This is a genomic window from Burkholderia perseverans (genome assembly GCF_022870505.1).
GTDB lineage: Bacteria > Pseudomonadota > Gammaproteobacteria > Burkholderiales > Burkholderiaceae > Burkholderia > Burkholderia plantarii.
Genome location: NZ_CP045094.1, coordinates 4119047 through 4135270, shown reverse-complemented (window position 1 = coordinate 4135270; position 16224 = coordinate 4119047). Strand labels below are relative to the sequence as shown.

15 protein-coding genes and 1 tRNA gene are annotated in these 16224 nt (G+C 69.0%); 11 read left to right on the top strand and 5 right to left on the bottom strand.

Annotated elements, in window-relative coordinates; translation table 11 throughout:
• Positions 1-27: 27 nt before the first annotated feature.
• The 6 genes from BpN12_RS33005 to BpN12_RS32980 all read left to right on the top strand — a co-directional run bounded on the left by BpN12_RS33005 (position 28) and on the right by BpN12_RS32980 (position 3827).
• A tRNA-Phe gene (locus BpN12_RS33005) sits at positions 28-103 on the top strand.
• Positions 104-424: 321 nt separating this feature from the next.
• The gene (queC, locus tag BpN12_RS33000) at positions 425-1159 is read left to right on the top strand and encodes a 7-cyano-7-deazaguanine synthase QueC (protein ID WP_246796262.1); all 735 of its coding nucleotides are present in this window, start codon (positions 425-427) and stop codon (positions 1157-1159) included.
• A gap of 136 nt (positions 1160-1295) precedes the next feature.
• On the top strand, positions 1296-1928 hold the full coding sequence (queE, locus tag BpN12_RS32995) for a 7-carboxy-7-deazaguanine synthase (protein WP_246796261.1): 633 nt from the start codon (positions 1296-1298) through the stop codon (positions 1926-1928).
• A 19-nt stretch (positions 1929-1947) separates the two neighbouring features.
• Positions 1948-2400, top strand: a complete 453-nt coding sequence (queD, locus tag BpN12_RS32990) for a 6-carboxytetrahydropterin synthase QueD (RefSeq protein ID WP_198250843.1) — start codon at positions 1948-1950, stop codon at positions 2398-2400.
• A gap of 138 nt (positions 2401-2538) precedes the next feature.
• Positions 2539-2961: a hypothetical protein gene (locus BpN12_RS32985; protein ID WP_246796260.1), complete on the top strand. Its 423-nt coding sequence runs from the start codon at positions 2539-2541 to the stop codon at positions 2959-2961.
• Positions 2958-3827: a tetratricopeptide repeat protein gene (locus BpN12_RS32980; protein ID WP_246796259.1), complete on the top strand. Its 870-nt coding sequence runs from the start codon at positions 2958-2960 to the stop codon at positions 3825-3827. Before BpN12_RS32985 ends, BpN12_RS32980 begins: the two co-directional genes overlap by 4 nt.
• A 352-nt stretch (positions 3828-4179) precedes the next feature.
• On the opposite strand, the gene rodA is transcribed toward BpN12_RS32980, so the two are convergent.
• From rodA to BpN12_RS32955, 5 genes are all read right to left on the bottom strand, one after another.
• Positions 4180-5328, bottom strand: coding sequence for a rod shape-determining protein RodA (rodA, locus tag BpN12_RS32975; RefSeq protein ID WP_042626297.1), 1149 nt, complete (start codon positions 5326-5328; stop codon positions 4180-4182).
• An 11-nt stretch (positions 5329-5339) separates the two neighbouring features.
• Complete coding sequence (gene mrdA / locus BpN12_RS32970; RefSeq protein ID WP_246796258.1) at positions 5340-7628, bottom strand: penicillin-binding protein 2; 2289 nt, start codon at positions 7626-7628, stop codon at positions 5340-5342.
• Positions 7629-7728: 100 nt separating this feature from the next.
• The gene (gene mreD, locus BpN12_RS32965) at positions 7729-8241 is read right to left on the bottom strand and encodes a rod shape-determining protein MreD (protein ID WP_042626295.1); all 513 of its coding nucleotides are present in this window, start codon (positions 8239-8241) and stop codon (positions 7729-7731) included.
• Complete coding sequence (mreC, locus tag BpN12_RS32960; RefSeq protein WP_246796257.1) at positions 8238-9350, bottom strand: rod shape-determining protein MreC; 1113 nt, start codon at positions 9348-9350, stop codon at positions 8238-8240. The genes mreD and mreC overlap by 4 nt, the downstream gene beginning before the upstream one ends.
• Before the next feature lie 178 nt (positions 9351-9528).
• Positions 9529-10572, bottom strand: a complete 1044-nt coding sequence (locus BpN12_RS32955) for a rod shape-determining protein (protein ID WP_004189550.1) — start codon at positions 10570-10572, stop codon at positions 9529-9531.
• A 396-nt stretch (positions 10573-10968) separates the two neighbouring features.
• Here BpN12_RS32955 and gatC point away from each other — a divergent pair, with 396 nt between their 5' ends.
• The 5 genes from gatC to BpN12_RS32930 all read left to right on the top strand — a co-directional run bounded on the left by gatC (position 10969) and on the right by BpN12_RS32930 (position 16163).
• A complete protein-coding gene (gatC, locus tag BpN12_RS32950; protein ID WP_246796256.1) occupies positions 10969-11268 on the top strand; it encodes an Asp-tRNA(Asn)/Glu-tRNA(Gln) amidotransferase subunit GatC in 300 nt (99 codons plus the stop codon).
• Positions 11269-11356: 88 nt separating this feature from the next.
• The gene (gatA, locus tag BpN12_RS32945) at positions 11357-12847 is read left to right on the top strand and encodes an Asp-tRNA(Asn)/Glu-tRNA(Gln) amidotransferase subunit GatA (protein ID WP_246796255.1); all 1491 of its coding nucleotides are present in this window, start codon (positions 11357-11359) and stop codon (positions 12845-12847) included.
• 3 nt (positions 12848-12850) lie between these two features.
• Positions 12851-14323, top strand: coding sequence for an Asp-tRNA(Asn)/Glu-tRNA(Gln) amidotransferase subunit GatB (gatB, locus tag BpN12_RS32940; RefSeq protein ID WP_246796254.1), 1473 nt, complete (start codon positions 12851-12853; stop codon positions 14321-14323).
• Between the two features lie 145 nt (positions 14324-14468).
• Entirely contained in the window at positions 14469-15308 is an 840-nt protein-coding gene (locus tag BpN12_RS32935; protein ID WP_246796253.1) for a PPK2 family polyphosphate kinase, read from the top strand.
• Positions 15309-15392: 84 nt separating this feature from the next.
• Positions 15393-16163 (top strand): exodeoxyribonuclease III, encoded by a 771-nt coding sequence (locus BpN12_RS32930; RefSeq protein ID WP_246796252.1) that lies wholly within the window; start codon positions 15393-15395, stop codon positions 16161-16163.
• Positions 16164-16224: the final 61 nt, after the last annotated feature.

The following is a 16224-nucleotide window of genomic DNA, read 5'->3' as shown; positions in this document are numbered from 1 at the left end:
AGCTCACTATAATCTCACTTCTTCGTTGGCCCGGTAGCTCAGTTGGTAGAGCAGCGGATTGAAAATCCGCGTGTCGTTGGTTCGATTCCGACCCAGGCCACCAAGTATTCAAAGGTCCAAAGGCTTCGCGGCTTTTGGACCTTTTCCTTTTTCCGGAACGGCAAGCGGGCGCGCGGGTTCCTTGCGCGAGTCGATGCGCAGCAGGCCGCGCCACGCGCGGCCTCACCGGGCGCAGGCGCGGGCCGCATGATAAAATCCCTGCCGACTCAAAGACTTGAAGGACTTGAGGACGCAGCTTTCCGGCGCCGCAAGTCCTTTTTTGTTTGGCGCCGAGCCGCCGCATACTCCGCTCACGCGGCGTCGGCCATGCTGGCGGCGCCTCCGGCATCGCGCGACGCGGGCCTCTTGATACACGGAGTACACGGTGATTCGGACAGACGCTAAGGGCGGCGCGCTCGTGCTGTTTTCCGGCGGCCAGGATTCGGCGACCTGCGTTGCCTGGGCGCTCGAACGCTACCAGACCGTCGAGACGCTCGGCTTCGACTACGGCCAGCGGCATCGCGTCGAGCTGGAGTGCCGCGAAGGCGTCCGCGAAGCGCTGCGCACGCGGTTTGCGCAGTGGGCCGGCCGGCTCGGCGACGATCACATGATCGACCTGTCGGTGCTCGGCGCGATCAGCGATACCGCGATGACGCGCTCGATCGAGATCGAGATGGCCGACAACGGGCTGCCGAACACGTTCGTACCGGGCCGCAACCTGCTGTTCATGACGATCGCGGCGGCCGTGGCCTACCGGCGCGGGCTCAAGGTGCTGGTGGGCGGCATGTGCGAGACCGATTTCTCCGGCTATCCCGACTGCCGCGACGACACCATGAAGGCGCTGCAGGTCGCGCTCAATCTCGGCATGGACACGCGCGTGGTGCTCGAGACGCCGCTGATGTGGCTCGACAAGGCCGACACCTGGCGGCTCGCCGAGCAGCTGGGCGGCGCCGCGCTGGTCGAGCTGGTGCGCGTCGAGACGCATACCTGCTACGTGGGCGAGCGCGCCGAGCTGCACGACTGGGGCTTCGGCTGCGGCGCATGCCCGGCCTGCAAGCTGCGCCGGCGCGGCTACGAGGCATACCGCAACGGCGAACAGGTGAGCGAGGCGCCGGCCTGAGATGCCGTCCGAAGCGGCGTCGTCCGGGCGGCTCCCGCGCGGGTCGCGGATCGCGCCCGGCCAGCCGGGCATCAGTCAGTCGCGCGGGCATCCCGCGCACCAATGGAACGGGCGGCATCGAGCCGCCGCACGAGCGATGACGTACACGGTCAAGGAAATCTTCTACACGTTGCAGGGCGAGGGCGCGAACGCCGGGCGCCCGGCCGTGTTCTGCCGGTTCGCCGGCTGCAATCTGTGGACCGGCCGCGAGGCCGACCGCGACAGCGCCGTCTGCCGGTTCTGCGACACCGACTTCGTCGGCACCGATGGCGAGAACGGCGGCAAGTTCAAGACGCCCGAACTGCTCGCCGACCAGGTCGCGGCGCTGTGGCCGGCGGGCGAGGCGCACCGCTTCGTGGTCTGCACGGGCGGCGAGCCGATGCTGCAGCTCGACCAGCCGCTCGTCGACGCGCTGCATGCACGCGGCTTCGAGATCGCGATCGAGACCAACGGCTCGCTGCCGGTGCTCGACACGATCGATTGGATCTGCGTGAGCCCGAAGGCCGACGCGCCGCTGGTGGTGACCCGCGGGCACGAGCTGAAGGTCGTGATCCCGCAGGACAACCAGCGCCTCGCCGAGTACGCGCAGCTCGATTTCGAGTACTTCCTCGTGCAGCCGATGGACGGCCCCTCGCGCGACATCAATACGAAGCTCGCGATCGACTGGTGCAAGCGCCATCCGCAATGGCGGCTGTCGATGCAGACCCACAAATACCTGAACATTCCCTGAGCCGCGAGCTTCACTCATCGTGCTGATTACCCGAAAACTCGAATTCGACGCGGGGCACCGCATCCCCGACCACCGCAGCCAGTGCCGCAACCTGCATGGCCATCGCTACGTGCTCGAAATCACGCTGCGCGGCGACCTCGTCGACGTCGAGGGCGCACCGGACCGAGGCATGGTGATGGATTTCGCCGACGTGAAGTCGCTCGCGATGGAGCATCTGGTCGGCAAGTGGGACCACGCGTTCCTCGTCTACGCGCGCGACGAGGTGGTGCGCTCGTTCCTCGAGAAGATGGCCGACCACAAGACGGTCGTGCTCGACCGGATCCCCACCGTCGAGAACCTCGCGGCGATCGCGTTCGACATCCTCGCGGACGTCTACGACGCGCACTACGGCGTGAACCTGCGCCTCGAGCGCGTGCGGCTCTATGAAACGCCGAACTGCTGGGCCGACGTGGAGCGCGAGCCGGGCCGCTGAGCGGCGGTTGCGCGGGCGCGCGCCGGCTGCGTTGGTGCGCGCAGGGTGCATTTATCCGCTCGTGGCGGCTCTGCCTGCCGATAGCCGGCCGACGTCGTTCGACGCAATCGATCCGGCTGTCCGGCGCGTGCGTCGCTGATGCGCGGCGTGCCGTGCTCGCCACGCTGGCCGCTTGCTCCGGTTTTCTCCGATTTTTCTTCGTCGTTCCTGTTCGCCGCCGCGCTCGCGAGCGTCTTGCCCGCGGCGCCGTTGCCCGCTTTCTTTCCCCACCGACTCGACCGCTTCGCCCGGCCGTTTCCCGCGCCGCGTCAGCGCCCGGCAGCACATTTCTGGCCGCTGTATGATCGTCGCGCGCGTGGTGCCGCGGGCCGATCCGGTCGCTCGCCGCCGCGCGCCGCCACCCGCTCGGGAGCCGGCAGCCGCCTCGCGTCGCTCACGCCTTCCCCCGATTACAACAACGACTTCGCCGCCCGCGCGGCGAAACATCGGATCGCGCGCGCGCGGGTCGCGCGGGATCCGACGCGCGGCGGTCCGCGCGTGACGCAGGAGGAATGGACATGAACGGCTTACGGATGCGGGCGCGGCGCGCCATGCAGGAAATGCCCGCGCGTCGGCGCGTCGGCGGCGTGCTCGCGCTCGGCGTGGCGCTCGCGTGGTTCGCGGCGAGCGGGCCGGCGCAGGCGGCCGATGCCGCGGTCTCGGCACCGGCCGCCGCGGCAGCGAGCCGGCCCGCCGCGAAGCCGACGAAACACGCCGGCAAGCCGAAAGCCTCGCGCGCGACCACCGAGTCGGCCGTCGCGGACTACAACGCGGGCGACTATCCGGCCGCGCTGGCCGGCTTCCGGCGCGAGGCGGCGCGCGGCGACCGGCTCGCGCAGTTCAACTACGCGATGATGCTGCTCAAGGGCGAAGGCACGGCCGCCAGCGTGCCGGACGGCGTGCGCTGGCTGACCGAGGCGGCCGGGGCCGGCATGACGCAAGCGCAATACGTGCTCGCGACGATGTACGACGACGGCCAGTTCGTCGCGCGCGATGCGACGGTGGCGCACGGCTGGTATCTGAAGGCGGCGCGGCAGGGCAGCGTGCAGGCCGAACTCGCGCTCGCCAACCAGTTCCTGGACGGCCGAGGCACGCCGCGCGACAACCACGAGGCGTTCGTCTGGTACCAGAAGGCGGCCGACGCCGGCGAGCCGGTCGCGCAATACGTGACCGCATCGTTCTACGAGCGCGGCGGCGACGGCGTCACGGTGAACCTGAACATCGCGCGCGCCTATTACGCGGCGGCCGCGACGCAGGGCGACGAGGTAGCCGCGCTGAAGTACCAGGAGCTCAGCGGGATCCTGCGCGCGCAGGTGGCGGCGGCCGCTTCGCAGGCGTCGGCCGCGCAGCCGGCCTCGCAATCGGCCTCGCAACCGGCCTCGCAGTGAACGCGCGGCGCCGCGGCTAGATCGCTGCGCCGTCGCGGCGGCCCCGGTGCACGAGCGGCCGCCCCGTGGTGCGATCCGGTTGCCACGCGTCATGCGTCGAACCCGGCTCGCGGTGCCCGCCGCGTGGCATTGGGCGGCATCGCCGACGCCGGGACGGGAGCGGCCGGACCGGGCCGAAGAACCCTCGCGGCCACCGGGCACGCCGCTCGACGAACCGGCCGCCTGCGAACCGATCGCCCCCGCGAACCGGCTGCCTCGCCAATCGGCCAACCCGCCGCCTCAATGAAAAATGCCCGCTCACGCGGGCATCCTGCACATCGACGGCGGCAGCCACAGCGGCGGGGCCGGCCCGCTACGACTTCATCAGCCGCTTCTGCCGCCCGACGCTCATGATCAGGCCGGTCGCGACGCCGAGCGTGATCAGCGCGGTGCCGCCGTAGCTCATGAACGGCAGCGGCACGCCCACCACCGGCAGCACGCCGCTGACCATCCCGACGTTGACGAACGCATAGGTGAAGAAGCCGAGCGACAGCGAGCCGGCCAGCAGGCGCCCGAACAGCGTCGAGCCCTGCGCGGCGATGATCAGCCCGCGCGTGATCAGCGCCATGTAGAGCGTGAGCAGCACGAGGCCGCCCGCGAGCCCGAATTCCTCGGAGTACACCGCGAAGATGAAGTCGGTGTGCTTCTCGGGGATGAATTCGAGGTGGGCCTGCGTGCCCTTCAAATAGCCCTTGCCGAATGGCCCGCCCGAGCCGATCGCGATCACCGCCTGGATCGTGTGGAAGCCCTTGCCGAGCGGATCGGTGGTGGGATCGAGCAGGGTGCAGACGCGGTGTTTCTGGTAGTCGTGCATCAGCGGCCAGACCACCTGCGGCTGGCAGATCTTGTCCTCGAAGGTGGCGATCGCGACCACGGCGATCACGCCGGCGACGAGCACCGGCACGATCAGCTTGAACGACAGCCCGGCCAGGTAGATCACGAACAGGCCGGCCGCCAGCACCAGCACGGCGGTGCCGAGGTCGGGCTGCTTGGCGATCAGGCCGACCGGCAGCAGCAGGATGCCGAACGCGACCAGATAGTCGTACCAGCGGATCCCGCCCTCGCGGCGCTGGTAGTACCAGGCGAGCATCAGCGGCGTGGCGATCTTGAGGATCTCCGACGGCTGGATCACGACGCCGATGTTGAGCCAGCGTTTCGCGCCCTTCTTGGTCATCCCGAACAGCGCGACGGCCACCAGCAGCGCGATGCCGAACGAGTAGAGCGGCACCGCGAAGCGCATCAGCGTCTGCGGCGGGATGTTCGCGATGATCCACATCAGCACGAACGTCAGCATGATGTTGCGAAGCTGGTCCTCGACGCGTCCGGGCATGTCGATGCTCGCGCTGTAGAGCGTGACGATGCCCACGCAGAGCAGCAGGAACACGATCAGCGCGAGCGGGCGGTCGAAGCCCGCGAACATCTGTTTGGCCTTGTCGAGCCAGGCGCGCTTGTCGAATTGCATGCCTTTCTCCGTTATTCGTCGATGCCGGCCGCGGCGGGCCGGGCAGGGGTGCGCTCGTCGCGCGCCGCGGCGGGCGCGCTGGCCGCGCTCGCGGGCGCGCGGTGCGGCCGGCGCGGCAGCCGCCGCGCGGGCGGCAGGCTGGCCGCGGCCGGCGCCGCGGCGCCGGCGGCATCACTGGAGCCGGCCGCGCCCGCGCCATCGGGCATGCCGCCCGAGGCTGCGTCGGCCGCGCTCGCGCCGCGGGCCGCGGCGGCTTCGCTCGCGGCGGCGGGCGGCACCGGCTGCGGCAGCGCCGTGAAGCCGGCCGCGATCTCCACCGGCTGGGTGGTGTCGCCGACCACGGGCGCGCTGACGGGCGCGGTGGCCGAGGCGGCGGCGGCCACCGCGGTAGCCTCGTTGACGGGGTTCTGGCGCTCGACCAGATAGAAGTCGAGCACCTTGCGCGCGATCGGGCCGGCCGACTGCGCGCCCCAGCCGCCGTTCTCGACGATCAGCGCGAGCGCGATGCGCGGATGGTCGGCCGGCGCGTAGGCGGTGAAGAGCGCGTGGTCGCGCAGCCGTTCGGCGAGCAGGTGGCCGCGGTAGTTCGAGCCCTGCAGCGAGAACACCTGCGCCGTGCCGGTCTTGCCGGCCGCCGTGTAGGGCGCGCCGCGGAAGACCTGGTAGGCGGTGCCGGACGGGTTCTCGATCACGTTCTCCAGGCCGCGCTTGACCACGTCGATGTTGGCCTGCTTGAGCGGGATCACGGCGCTTTCCTTCGGCACGGTCAGGTGCCGCTCGCGCGTGATCGGGTCTTCGATTTCCTTGACCAGGTGGGGCTTCATCACGACGCCGTTGTCGGCCAGCGTGGCCATCGCGTGCGCGAGCTGCAGGATCGTGAACGAGTTGTAGCCCTGGCCGATCCCGAGGCTGATGGTCTCGCCGTCGTACCACTTCTGCAGCGCGGGCTTGCGGAACGTCTTGCGCTTCCATTCCGGCGACGGCAGCACGCCGCGCGCCTCGCCCTGCACGTCGATGCCGGTGATCTGGCCGAAGCCGAACGGCTTCATGAAGTTCGCGATGTTGGTCACGCCGAGGTCGCGCGCGAGCATGTAGAAGTAGGTGTCGTTCGACACCATGATCGCGCGGTTCATGTCGACCCAGCCCTGGCCCGAGCGCACGTCGTTGCGGAACGTATGGCCGCCGAACGTGAAGTAGCCGGGATCCTGGAAGCCCCAGCCGGGGGTGCGCTTGCCCAGTTCGAGCCCGGCCAGCGCCATGAACGGCTTGTAGGTCGAGCCGGGCGGGTAGGTGCCGTGCAGCGGGCGGTTCAGCAGCGGCTTGTCGGGCGAGGTGTTGAGTTCGTCCCAGGTCTGCTGGTCGATCCCGTCGACGAACGAGTTCGGGTCGAAGCTCGGCGACGACACGAACGCGAGCACGTCGCCCGTGCTCGGCTCGATCGCCACCAGCGCGCCGCGCTTGCCGGCGAACGCCTGCTCGGCCACCTGCTGCAGCCCGATGTCGATCGACAGCACGAGATTGTCGCCGGGCGTGGCCTGGGTGCGCGACAGCGTGCGCACCGGCCGCCCGCCCGCCGTCACCTCGACTTCCTCGAAACCGGTCACGCCGTGCAGCTCGGTCTCGTAGCTCTGCTCGACGCCGATCTTGCCGATGTAGTCGGTGCCCTTGTAGTTGTTGGCGTCGCGGCGCGGGTCGTAGTGCTCGGGATCACTGTCGTTCGCTTCGCTCATCGCGTCGATGTGGTCCTGGTCGCGCTTCGAGATCCGGCCGATGTAGCCGATCACGTGCGCGGCCGTCGGCCCGAGCGGGTATTGCCGGAACAGCCGCGCGCGCACCTCGACGCCGGGAAAGCGCCAGCGCTGCGCCGTGAAGCGCGCCACTTCCTCGTCGCTCAGGCGGGTGCGGATCGGCAGGCTTTCGAAATTCTTCGAATCCTCCTGCAGCTTCTTGAAGCGGCGGCGGTCGCGCGCGTCGATCGGGATCACTTCCGAGAGCGCGTTGATGGTGTTGTCGAGCGTGTCGGTCAGCTTCGACGGCGTGATTTCGAGCGTGTACGCCGAGTAGTTGCGCGCCAGCACCACGCCGTTGCGGTCGGTGATGATGCCGCGGTTCGGCACGATCGGCGCGACCGAGATGCGGTTCTCGTCGGCCTGCAGCGCGTATTTGCTGTGCTGCCAGACCTGCAGGTAGAAGAAGCGGGTCGCGAGCAGCCCGAAGCAGACGAACACGAACAGCCCCGCCGCCGCGACGCGCAGGCGGAACTTCGAGAGCTGCTGTTGTGTGTCCTTGAATTCGGTCATGCGAGTCTGGAGGAAAGCGGTCGCGCCGGCTGCGCGCGGGCGTCGCGGCTCGCGGCGGGGGCCGGTGGCGGGACGCTCGGCATGCGGCGGCCGGTGCGGGTCAGATCGGCCGCGTGTCGTCCGGATCGACCGGGCGGCGTTGCGGCATCAACAGCAGGAGGCTCGCGAGCGGCCAGAGCACGGCCTCGACGAACCCGTCGACGAGATAGCTCCAGCCCGGGAACGCGGCGCCCATCACGAGGCGGATCACGAACGGCACGAGCTGCGCCACCACCAGCAGCGGCGCCACGTAGAACATCTGCACGCCGAGCGAGAGCCACAGCACGCGGCGGTGGATCGTGATCGCGCCATACGACAGCAGCGTGTAGGCGAGCGCGTGCTCGCCGAGCAGCCCCGCGTCGTGGACGTCCATCAGGATCCCGAGCAGGAACGCCACGCCCATGCCGACCTTGCGCGGCTGGTGGATGTTCCAGAACAGCAGCACCACGGCGACGAAGTCGGGCACGCCGGGCAGTCGCCCCCATGGCATCAGGTTCAGCAGGAACGCGGCGGCGAGGCTGAAGACGATGAAGTACGGATTGACCGGCTGCAGGATGTATTGCGGACGGCTCATGGCTGCGCTCCGCGTGACGGGGCGGCGGCGGGGGCCGCCGGGGCCGGATGCGCGGCGGCCGGGGCCGCTGTCGTGGCGGGGCGCGGCGCCGGCCCGGCGGATTTTCCGGCCGGTTTTGCAGCCGGCTTTTCAGCTGACCTGGCGCCGCTGGCCGCGGCGGGCGTGCTGGCCGGCTGGCCGGCCCCGTCGCCCTTGCCCTTGTCGGCCGCTTTCGCGCCCTTTTTGCCCTTCGCGTTCTTGTCGGCGGCCTCCGGATCGACCGGACGCGGCGGCACGTCGCTCTGGTAGTGCAGCACCAGCATCTCGCGCGCGCCGCGCACGGCCGCGATCGGCATGCAGACGACGTGCGCGAACGCGGTATCGGCGAGCTTGTCGATGCGGACCACCTTCGCGACCGGCAGCCCGGGTGGATAGAGGCCGTCGAGGCCGCTCGTCACGAGCTCGTCGCCGACCATCAGGTCCGCGCTGGTCGGCACGAAGCGCAGGTCCAGCGAATCGCCCTTCGGGGTGCCGTAGATCACGCTGCGCAGCCCGGTGCGCAGCACCTGCACGGGGATCGCGAGATCGCGGTCGGTGATCAGCGTGATCTCGGCCTGCAGCGGGAACACGCGCGTGACCTGGCCGATCACGCCGTCCTCGGTGACCACCGGCGCGCCGTTCTGGATCTCGTCGTGCGAGCCGCGGCCGATCACGACCTTCTGCGAGAACGGGTCGCTCGTGTCGTACTGGATCTCGACCGGCGTGGCCTGCGCGGCGATGCGCGCGCGCAGGCCGAGCACGGCGCGCAGGTGGGCGTTGTCGGCCGCGAGCAGGGCCGCCTGATTGGCCTGCAGCGACAGCGCCAGGTTGCGCTGGTGCAGCTGCTGGTTGTCGTGGCGCAGCGACGCGTTGGTCGCGGCGAGATCGGCCGCGCCCATGAACAGGTCGCGCGGCACCAGCGCGGCCCGCTGCAGCGGGTACAGCGCGGTACCGAGAATGCCCCGGACGATTTCGAGCGTACTGAAGCGCGCGTCCGAGACGAGGAGCGCGATCGCCAGCGCGACGAAGAAGATCAGCCGCGCGAGCGCGGACGGACCTTGCTTGAAGAGGGGCGGCGGACTGTATTCCATGGTCGGCGCCGGGCGCTTGATCGGTTAAATGTTCCTCAGACGCGCAAAACGCGCGGCGGTTCGGCTGATCGTGACAAGCCGTGGCCTCGCGCGCGCGTTATCGGTATCTGCTGCATGCCGGGATCAGGGACGCGGCGGTCGGCCCCCGCGGGCCGGGCCGGCCGCGGCCCGGAGCGCATCACTCGTAGGAGAAGATGCTGCCGAGCTTGTCCATGCGCTCGAGCGCCATGCCGGAGCCGCGCACCACGCAGGTCAGCGGGTCTTCGGCGACCAGCACCGGCAGGCCGGTTTCCTCGGCCAGCAGGCGGTCGAGGTCGCGCAGCAGCGCGCCGCCGCCCGTCAGCATCATGCCGCGCTCGGCGATGTCGGCGCCCAGTTCCGGCGGCGTCTGCTCGAGGGCGATTTTCACCGACGAGACGATCTGGTTCAGCGGATCGGTCAGGGCCTCGAGGATTTCGTTGCTGGAGATCGTGAAGCTGCGCGGAATGCCTTCCGACAGGTTGCGGCCCTTCACTTCCATCTCCTTGACCTCGGAGCCCGGGAACGCGGAGCCGATTTCCTTCTTGATCGCCTCGGCGGTCTGCTCGCCGATCAGCATGCCGTAGTTGCGGCGGATGTAGTTGACGATCGCCTCGTCGAACTTGTCGCCGCCCACGCGCACCGAACCCTTGTAGACGATGCCGCCCAGCGAGATCACGCCCACTTCGGTGGTGCCGCCGCCGATGTCGACCACCATCGAGCCGGTCGCTTCCGACACCGGCAGGCCGGCGCCGATCGCCGCGGCCATCGGCTCCTCGATCAGGTAGACCTGCGAGGCGCCGGCGCCGTGCGCGGCTTCCTTGATCGCGCGGCGCTCGACCTGGGTCGAGCCGCACGGCACGCAGATGATGATGCGCGGCGAGGGCGAGAACATCCGCGACTCGTGCGCCGTCTTGATGAACTGCTTGATCATCTGCTCGGTGACGGTGAAGTCGGCGATCACGCCGTCTTTCATCGGACGGATCGCCTCGATGTTGCCCGGCACCTTGCCGAGCATCTGCTTGGCTTCCTTGCCGACGGCCTGGATCGTCTTCTTGCCGTTGGGGCCGCCTTCCTGGCGGATCGACACGACGGACGGCTCATCGAGGACGATGCCCTTGCCGCGCATGTAGATGAGGGTGTTTGCGGTGCCGAGATCGATCGCGAGATCGTTGGAGAAGTAGCTGCGCAAAAAACCGAACATTCAGAATCCTGTCTCGCTCTGGGCCGACCCGGCGGACGGGACGCTGGGCGGGCGGCGGAAAAAATAACAGCCTCGGATCGGGCGGGGAGCGGCCGCCTCTGGACCTCGAAGCTGCGAGTGAAATCTACCGGGACCGTCGCGCGTCCCGCTTGCATCCCGCCTGGCAGGCGGCTGACTTGCAGCCGGCTTGCAGCTAACGGTGGGCCGTGCGGGAGGGTCGGTCCGGCGCTGGGTCGAACGCGTAATGATACCTTATAATTTCGGGGTATTCGAACCCAAACGGACCGTCAATTCACCGCTTCGCGCCCGAATTTTGAGGGTTCGAACGAGTCCTCCAACCCCCTGTCGCGACCCGGCTTCCGAGGCGTCGCGCAGCCCAGTTTTCCCGGTGACCGCATGGCTTTGACCCTGAACGATGTGAAACGCATCGCGCACCTCGCGCGGCTCGAGATGAACGATACCGAGGCCGGGCACACGCTCGGCCAGCTCAACGATTTCTTCGGCCTGGTCGAGAAGATGCAGGCCGTCGATACGAACGGCATCGCCCCGCTCGCGCACCCGATCGAGCAGATCCAGGAAGTTGCGCAGCGTCTGCGCGACGACGTCGTCACCGAGACGGTCAATCGCGACGAGAATCAACGTCCGGCGCCGGCCGTCCAGGACGGCCTGTTCCTCGTGCCGAAGGTGATCGAATAAGCCTGATCGATCCAGCTCGGCCGGTCGCGACCGGCCTCGGGCTCGCGGCCGCGCCGCGAGCGCTCAAGAATCCAGGAATCCTCCAGCAATGCACGCAAACAGCCTGACCGAACTGCGCGCCGCGCTCGACGCCGGCCAAACCTCGGCCGTCGAGCTCGCGCAGCTCTACCTGCAACGCATCGACGCGGCGAGCGAGCTCAATGCGTTCGTCCACGTCGACGCCGAGCTCACGCTGGCGCAGGCGCGCGAGGCCGACGCCGCGCGCGCGGCCGGCCGCGCCGGCCCGCTCGCCGGCCTGCCGATCGCGCACAAGGACGTGTTCGTCACGCGCGGCTGGCGCTCGACCGCCGGCTCGAAGATGCTCGCGAACTACACCAGCCCGTTCGACGCGACCGTGGTCGAGCGGCTTGCCGCGGCCGGCATGGTCACGCTCGGTAAGACCAACATGGACGAGTTCGCGATGGGCTCGTCCAACGAGAACTCGGCGTTCGGCGCCGTGAAGAACCCGTGGGACACGCTGGCCGTGCCGGGCGGCAGCTCGGGCGGCAGCGCCGCGGCGGTGGCCGCGCGGCTCGCGCCGGCCGCCACCGGCACCGACACCGGCGGCTCGATCCGCCAGCCGGCCTCGTTCGCCGGCGTGACCGGCATCAAGCCGACCTACGGCCGGGTGTCGCGCTACGGCATGATCGCGTTCGCCTCGTCGCTCGACCAGGGCGGCCCGATGGCGCAGAGCGCGGCCGACTGCGCGCTGCTGCTCGATGCGATGGCCGGCTTCGACACGCGCGACTCCACCAGCCTCGAGCGCGACGACGAGCACTTCGGCCGCCACCTCGGCGCGCCGTGGACGCCCGACGCGCCGGCCGGCAAGCCGCTCGCGGGCCTGCGCATCGGCCTGCCGGACGAGTATTTCGGCGCGGGGCTGGCCGACGACGTGCGCGCGGCGATCGACGCGGCGCTCAAGCAGTACGAGGCGCTCGGCGCCACGCTGGTGCCGGTGTCGCTGCCGAAGACGGAGCTGTCGATCCCGGTCTATTACGTGATCGCGCCGGCCGAGGCCTCGTCGAACCTGTCGCGGTTCGACGGCGTGCGCTACGGCCATCGCGCGGCCGAGTACCGCGACCTGCTCGACATGTACAAGAAGTCGCGCGCCGAGGGCTTCGGTCCGGAAGTGAAGCGCCGCATCCTGGTGGGCGCCTACGTGCTGTCGCACGGCTACTACGACGCGTACTACCTGCAGGCACAGAAGATCCGCCGCATCATCGCGCAGGATTTCCAGAACGCGTTCGAGCAGTGCGACGTGATCATGGGGCCGGCCTCGCCCACCGTGGCCTGGGATCTCGGCGCCAAGGGCGACGATCCGCTGCAGATGTACCTGGCCGACATCTACACGCTGTCGGTCAGCCTGGCGGGCCTGCCCGGCATGAGCGTGCCGTGCGGCTTCGGCGCCGGCGCGAACGCGCGGCGCCCGGTCGGGCTGCAGATCATCGGCAACTATTTCAACGAAGCCCGGATGCTGCAGGTCGCCGACGCGTTCCAGCGCGCGACCGATTGGCATAAGCAAGTTCCGGCGGGGAGTTAAGCAATGACGCAATGGGAAGTCGTTATCGGTCTCGAGACGCACGCGCAGCTGTCGACCGCCTCGAAGATCTTCTCGGGCGCCTCGACGCAGTTCGGCGCCGAGCCCAACACCCAGGCCTGCGCGGTCGATCTGGCGCTGCCCGGCGTGCTGCCGGTGCTGAACCGCGGCGCCGTGGAGCGCGCGATCCGGCTGGGCCTCGCGGTCGGCGCGACGGTCGCGCCGCGCAGCATCTTCGCGCGCAAGAATTACTTCTACCCGGATCTGCCGAAGGGCTATCAGATCAGCCAGTACGAGATCCCGGTCGTGCAGGGCGGCAGCGTCACGATCCAGGTGCCCGCCAACGAGAAAGCCGGCAAGGATGCCTACGCGAAGACCATCAATCTCACGCGTGCGCACCTCGAGGAAGACGCCGGCAAGTCGCTGCACGAGGATTTCGCCGGCATGACCGGCATCGACCTGAACCGCGCCGGCACGCCGCTGCTCGAGATCGTCACCGAGCCCGAGATGCGCAGCGCGGCCGAGGCCGTGGCCTACGCGAAGGCGCTGCACGCGCTGGTGGTGTGGCTCGGCATCTGCGACGGCAACATGCAGGAAGGCTCGTTCCGCTGCGACGCGAACGTCTCGGTGCGGCCGGTCGGCCAGGAGAAGTTCGGCACGCGCGCCGAGATCAAGAACCTGAACTCGTTCCGCTTCCTCGAAGACGCGATCAACTATGAAGTGCGGCGCCAGATCGAGCTGATCGAGGACGGCGGCGAGGTGGTGCAGGAAACGCGCCTGTACGACCCGGACAAGCGCGAGACGCGCTCGATGCGCAGCAAGGAAGACGCGCAGGACTACCGCTACTTCCCCGATCCGGACCTGATGCCGGTGGTGATCGACCCGAAGTGGGTCGAGCGCGTGCGCGGCGAGATGCCCGAACTGCCGGCCGCGATGCAGCAGCGCTTCGCCGGGCAGTACGGCGTGACGCCCTACGACGCGGTGGTGCTGACTTCGAGCAAGGCGATGGCCGCCTATTTCGAGGCGGTGGTCGCCAAGGCCGGCGCCGCGAACGCGAAGACCGCCGCCAACTGGCTGATGGGCGACGTGTCGTCGCTGTTGAACCGCGAAGGCATCGAGATCGACGCGTGCCCGGTATCGGCCGCGCAGCTCGCGCTGGTGCTGCAGCGGATCGCCGACGGCACGATCTCGAACAAGATCGCCAAGGAAATCTTCCAGACGATCTGGGACGAGAAGGCCACCGACGCCGCCGCGGCCGACCGCATCATCGAGGCGAAGGGCCTCAAGCAGATCTCCGACACCGGTGCGCTCGAGGCGATCATCGACGAGGTGCTGGCCGCCAACGCGAAGTCGGTCGAGGAGTTCCGCGCCGGCAAGGAGAAGGCGTTCAACGCGCTGGTCGGCCAGGCGATGAAGGCGACCAAGGGCAAGGCGAACCCGGCGCAGGTCAACGAGCTGCTGAAGCAGAAGCTCGGCTGACGGTGGCCCGCTCGGTGGCCCGCTCGGTGGCCCGCTCGGCGGCCGGCGGCGGTGGCCACCTCGGCCGCTGCGGGCCGGCCGCTTGCGTTATGCTCGACGGCTCGCGCCGCATCGGCGACTTCCGAATCCCGTCCAGGAGGCATTGATGGCGAAGCAAGCGTCGCTCGACGATTTCCGCGTGCCGTACCACACCGACGAGAAGGCCGCCGCGGCGTTCCGGCTCGACGCGTTCGAGCCTGGCGCCAAGCCGTTCTCGGCCGGCTCGAAGGACACCGATCGCGCGCATCTGTCCGAGCTGTCGATGCAGATCGACGCGCTGCAGGACATGCTGCACACGCAGCCGCGCAAACGCCTGCTGCTGGTGCTGCAGGGCATGGATACCAGCGGCAAGGACGGCACCGTGCGCGCCGTGTTCCACGAGGTCGATCCGCTCGGCCTGCGCGTCGTGCCGTTCAAGGCGCCCACCGCGGTCGAGCTCGCCCACGACTTTCTCTGGCGCGTCCACGCGCAGGTGCCGGCCGCCGGCGAGCTGACCATCTTCAACCGCAGCCACTACGAGGACGTGCTGGTGCCGCGCGTGTCGGGCGGCATCGACAAGGCCGAATGCGAGCGCCGCTACCGGCAGATCCGCCAGTTCGAGCAGATGCTGTCCGAGTCCGGCACGACCATCGTCAAGTGCTTCCTGCACATCTCGAAGGACGAGCAGCGCGCGCGGCTGCAGGCGCGCGTGGACGATCCGGCCAAGCACTGGAAGTTCGACCTGTCCGACATCGAGGCGCGCAAGGACTGGGACGCCTACCAGATCGCCTATCGCGACGCGCTGGCCGCCACCTCCGCGCCGCACGCGCCGTGGTACCTGATCCCGGCCGACTCGAAGACGCATCGCAACGTGATGATCGCCGAGCTGCTGCTGCGCGAGATGACGGCGATGAAGCTCGCCTATCCGTCCGCCAAGCCCGAGCTCGCCGGCGTGAAGATCGAGTGAGCGAATGAGCGCCGCGGCGCCCGGCTGGCCTCGCCGCCGCGAAACCCCATCCATCGAACCCGGAACACTGAACGGAAACACATCATGCTGCGTGTCATTACGGCGAACCTGAACGGCATCCGCTCCGCCGCGAAGAAGGGCTTCTTCGACTGGCTCGGCGATCAGCAGGCCGACTGCGTCTGCGTGCAGGAAATCAAGGTGTCGGCCGACGATCTGCCCGCCGAATTCACGGCGCCGCACGGTTTTACCGGCTACTTCCACCATGCCCAGAAGAAGGGCTACAGCGGTGCGGGGCTCTACACGCGCCGCGAACCCGACGACGTGATCATCGGCTACGGCAGCAGCGAGTTCGACGCCGAGGGGCGTTACGTCGAGGCGCGCTTCGGCAAGCTGTCGGTGGTGTCGGTGTACGTGCCGTCAGGCTCGAGCGGCGACGAGCGCCAGCAGGCCAAGTACCGCTTCATGGACGAGTTCATGCCGCACCTGGCCGAGCTGAAAGCGAAGCGCGAGGTGATCGTCTGCGGCGACGTGAACATCGTCCACAAGGAAATCGACATCCGCAACTGGAAGAGCAACCAGAAGAATTCCGGCTGCCTGCCCGAGGAGCGCGCCTGGCTGACCAGGCTGTTCGACGACGTCGGCTACGTGGACGTGTTCCGCACGCTCGACCCGCGCCCCGACCAGTACACGTGGTGGAGCAACCGCGGCCAGGCCTACGCGAAGAACGTGGGGTGGCGGATCGATTACCAGATCGCCACGCCGGGCGTGGCGGGGACGGCGAAGGAAACCTCGATCTTCCGCGACATCAAGTTCAGCGATCATGCGCCGCTGACGGTGGATTACGACTATCAGTAACGCCCGTATGCGGTGAAGACGACGGCAGCGCCGGTGGAGCGATCCCCGGCGCTGTCTGCTT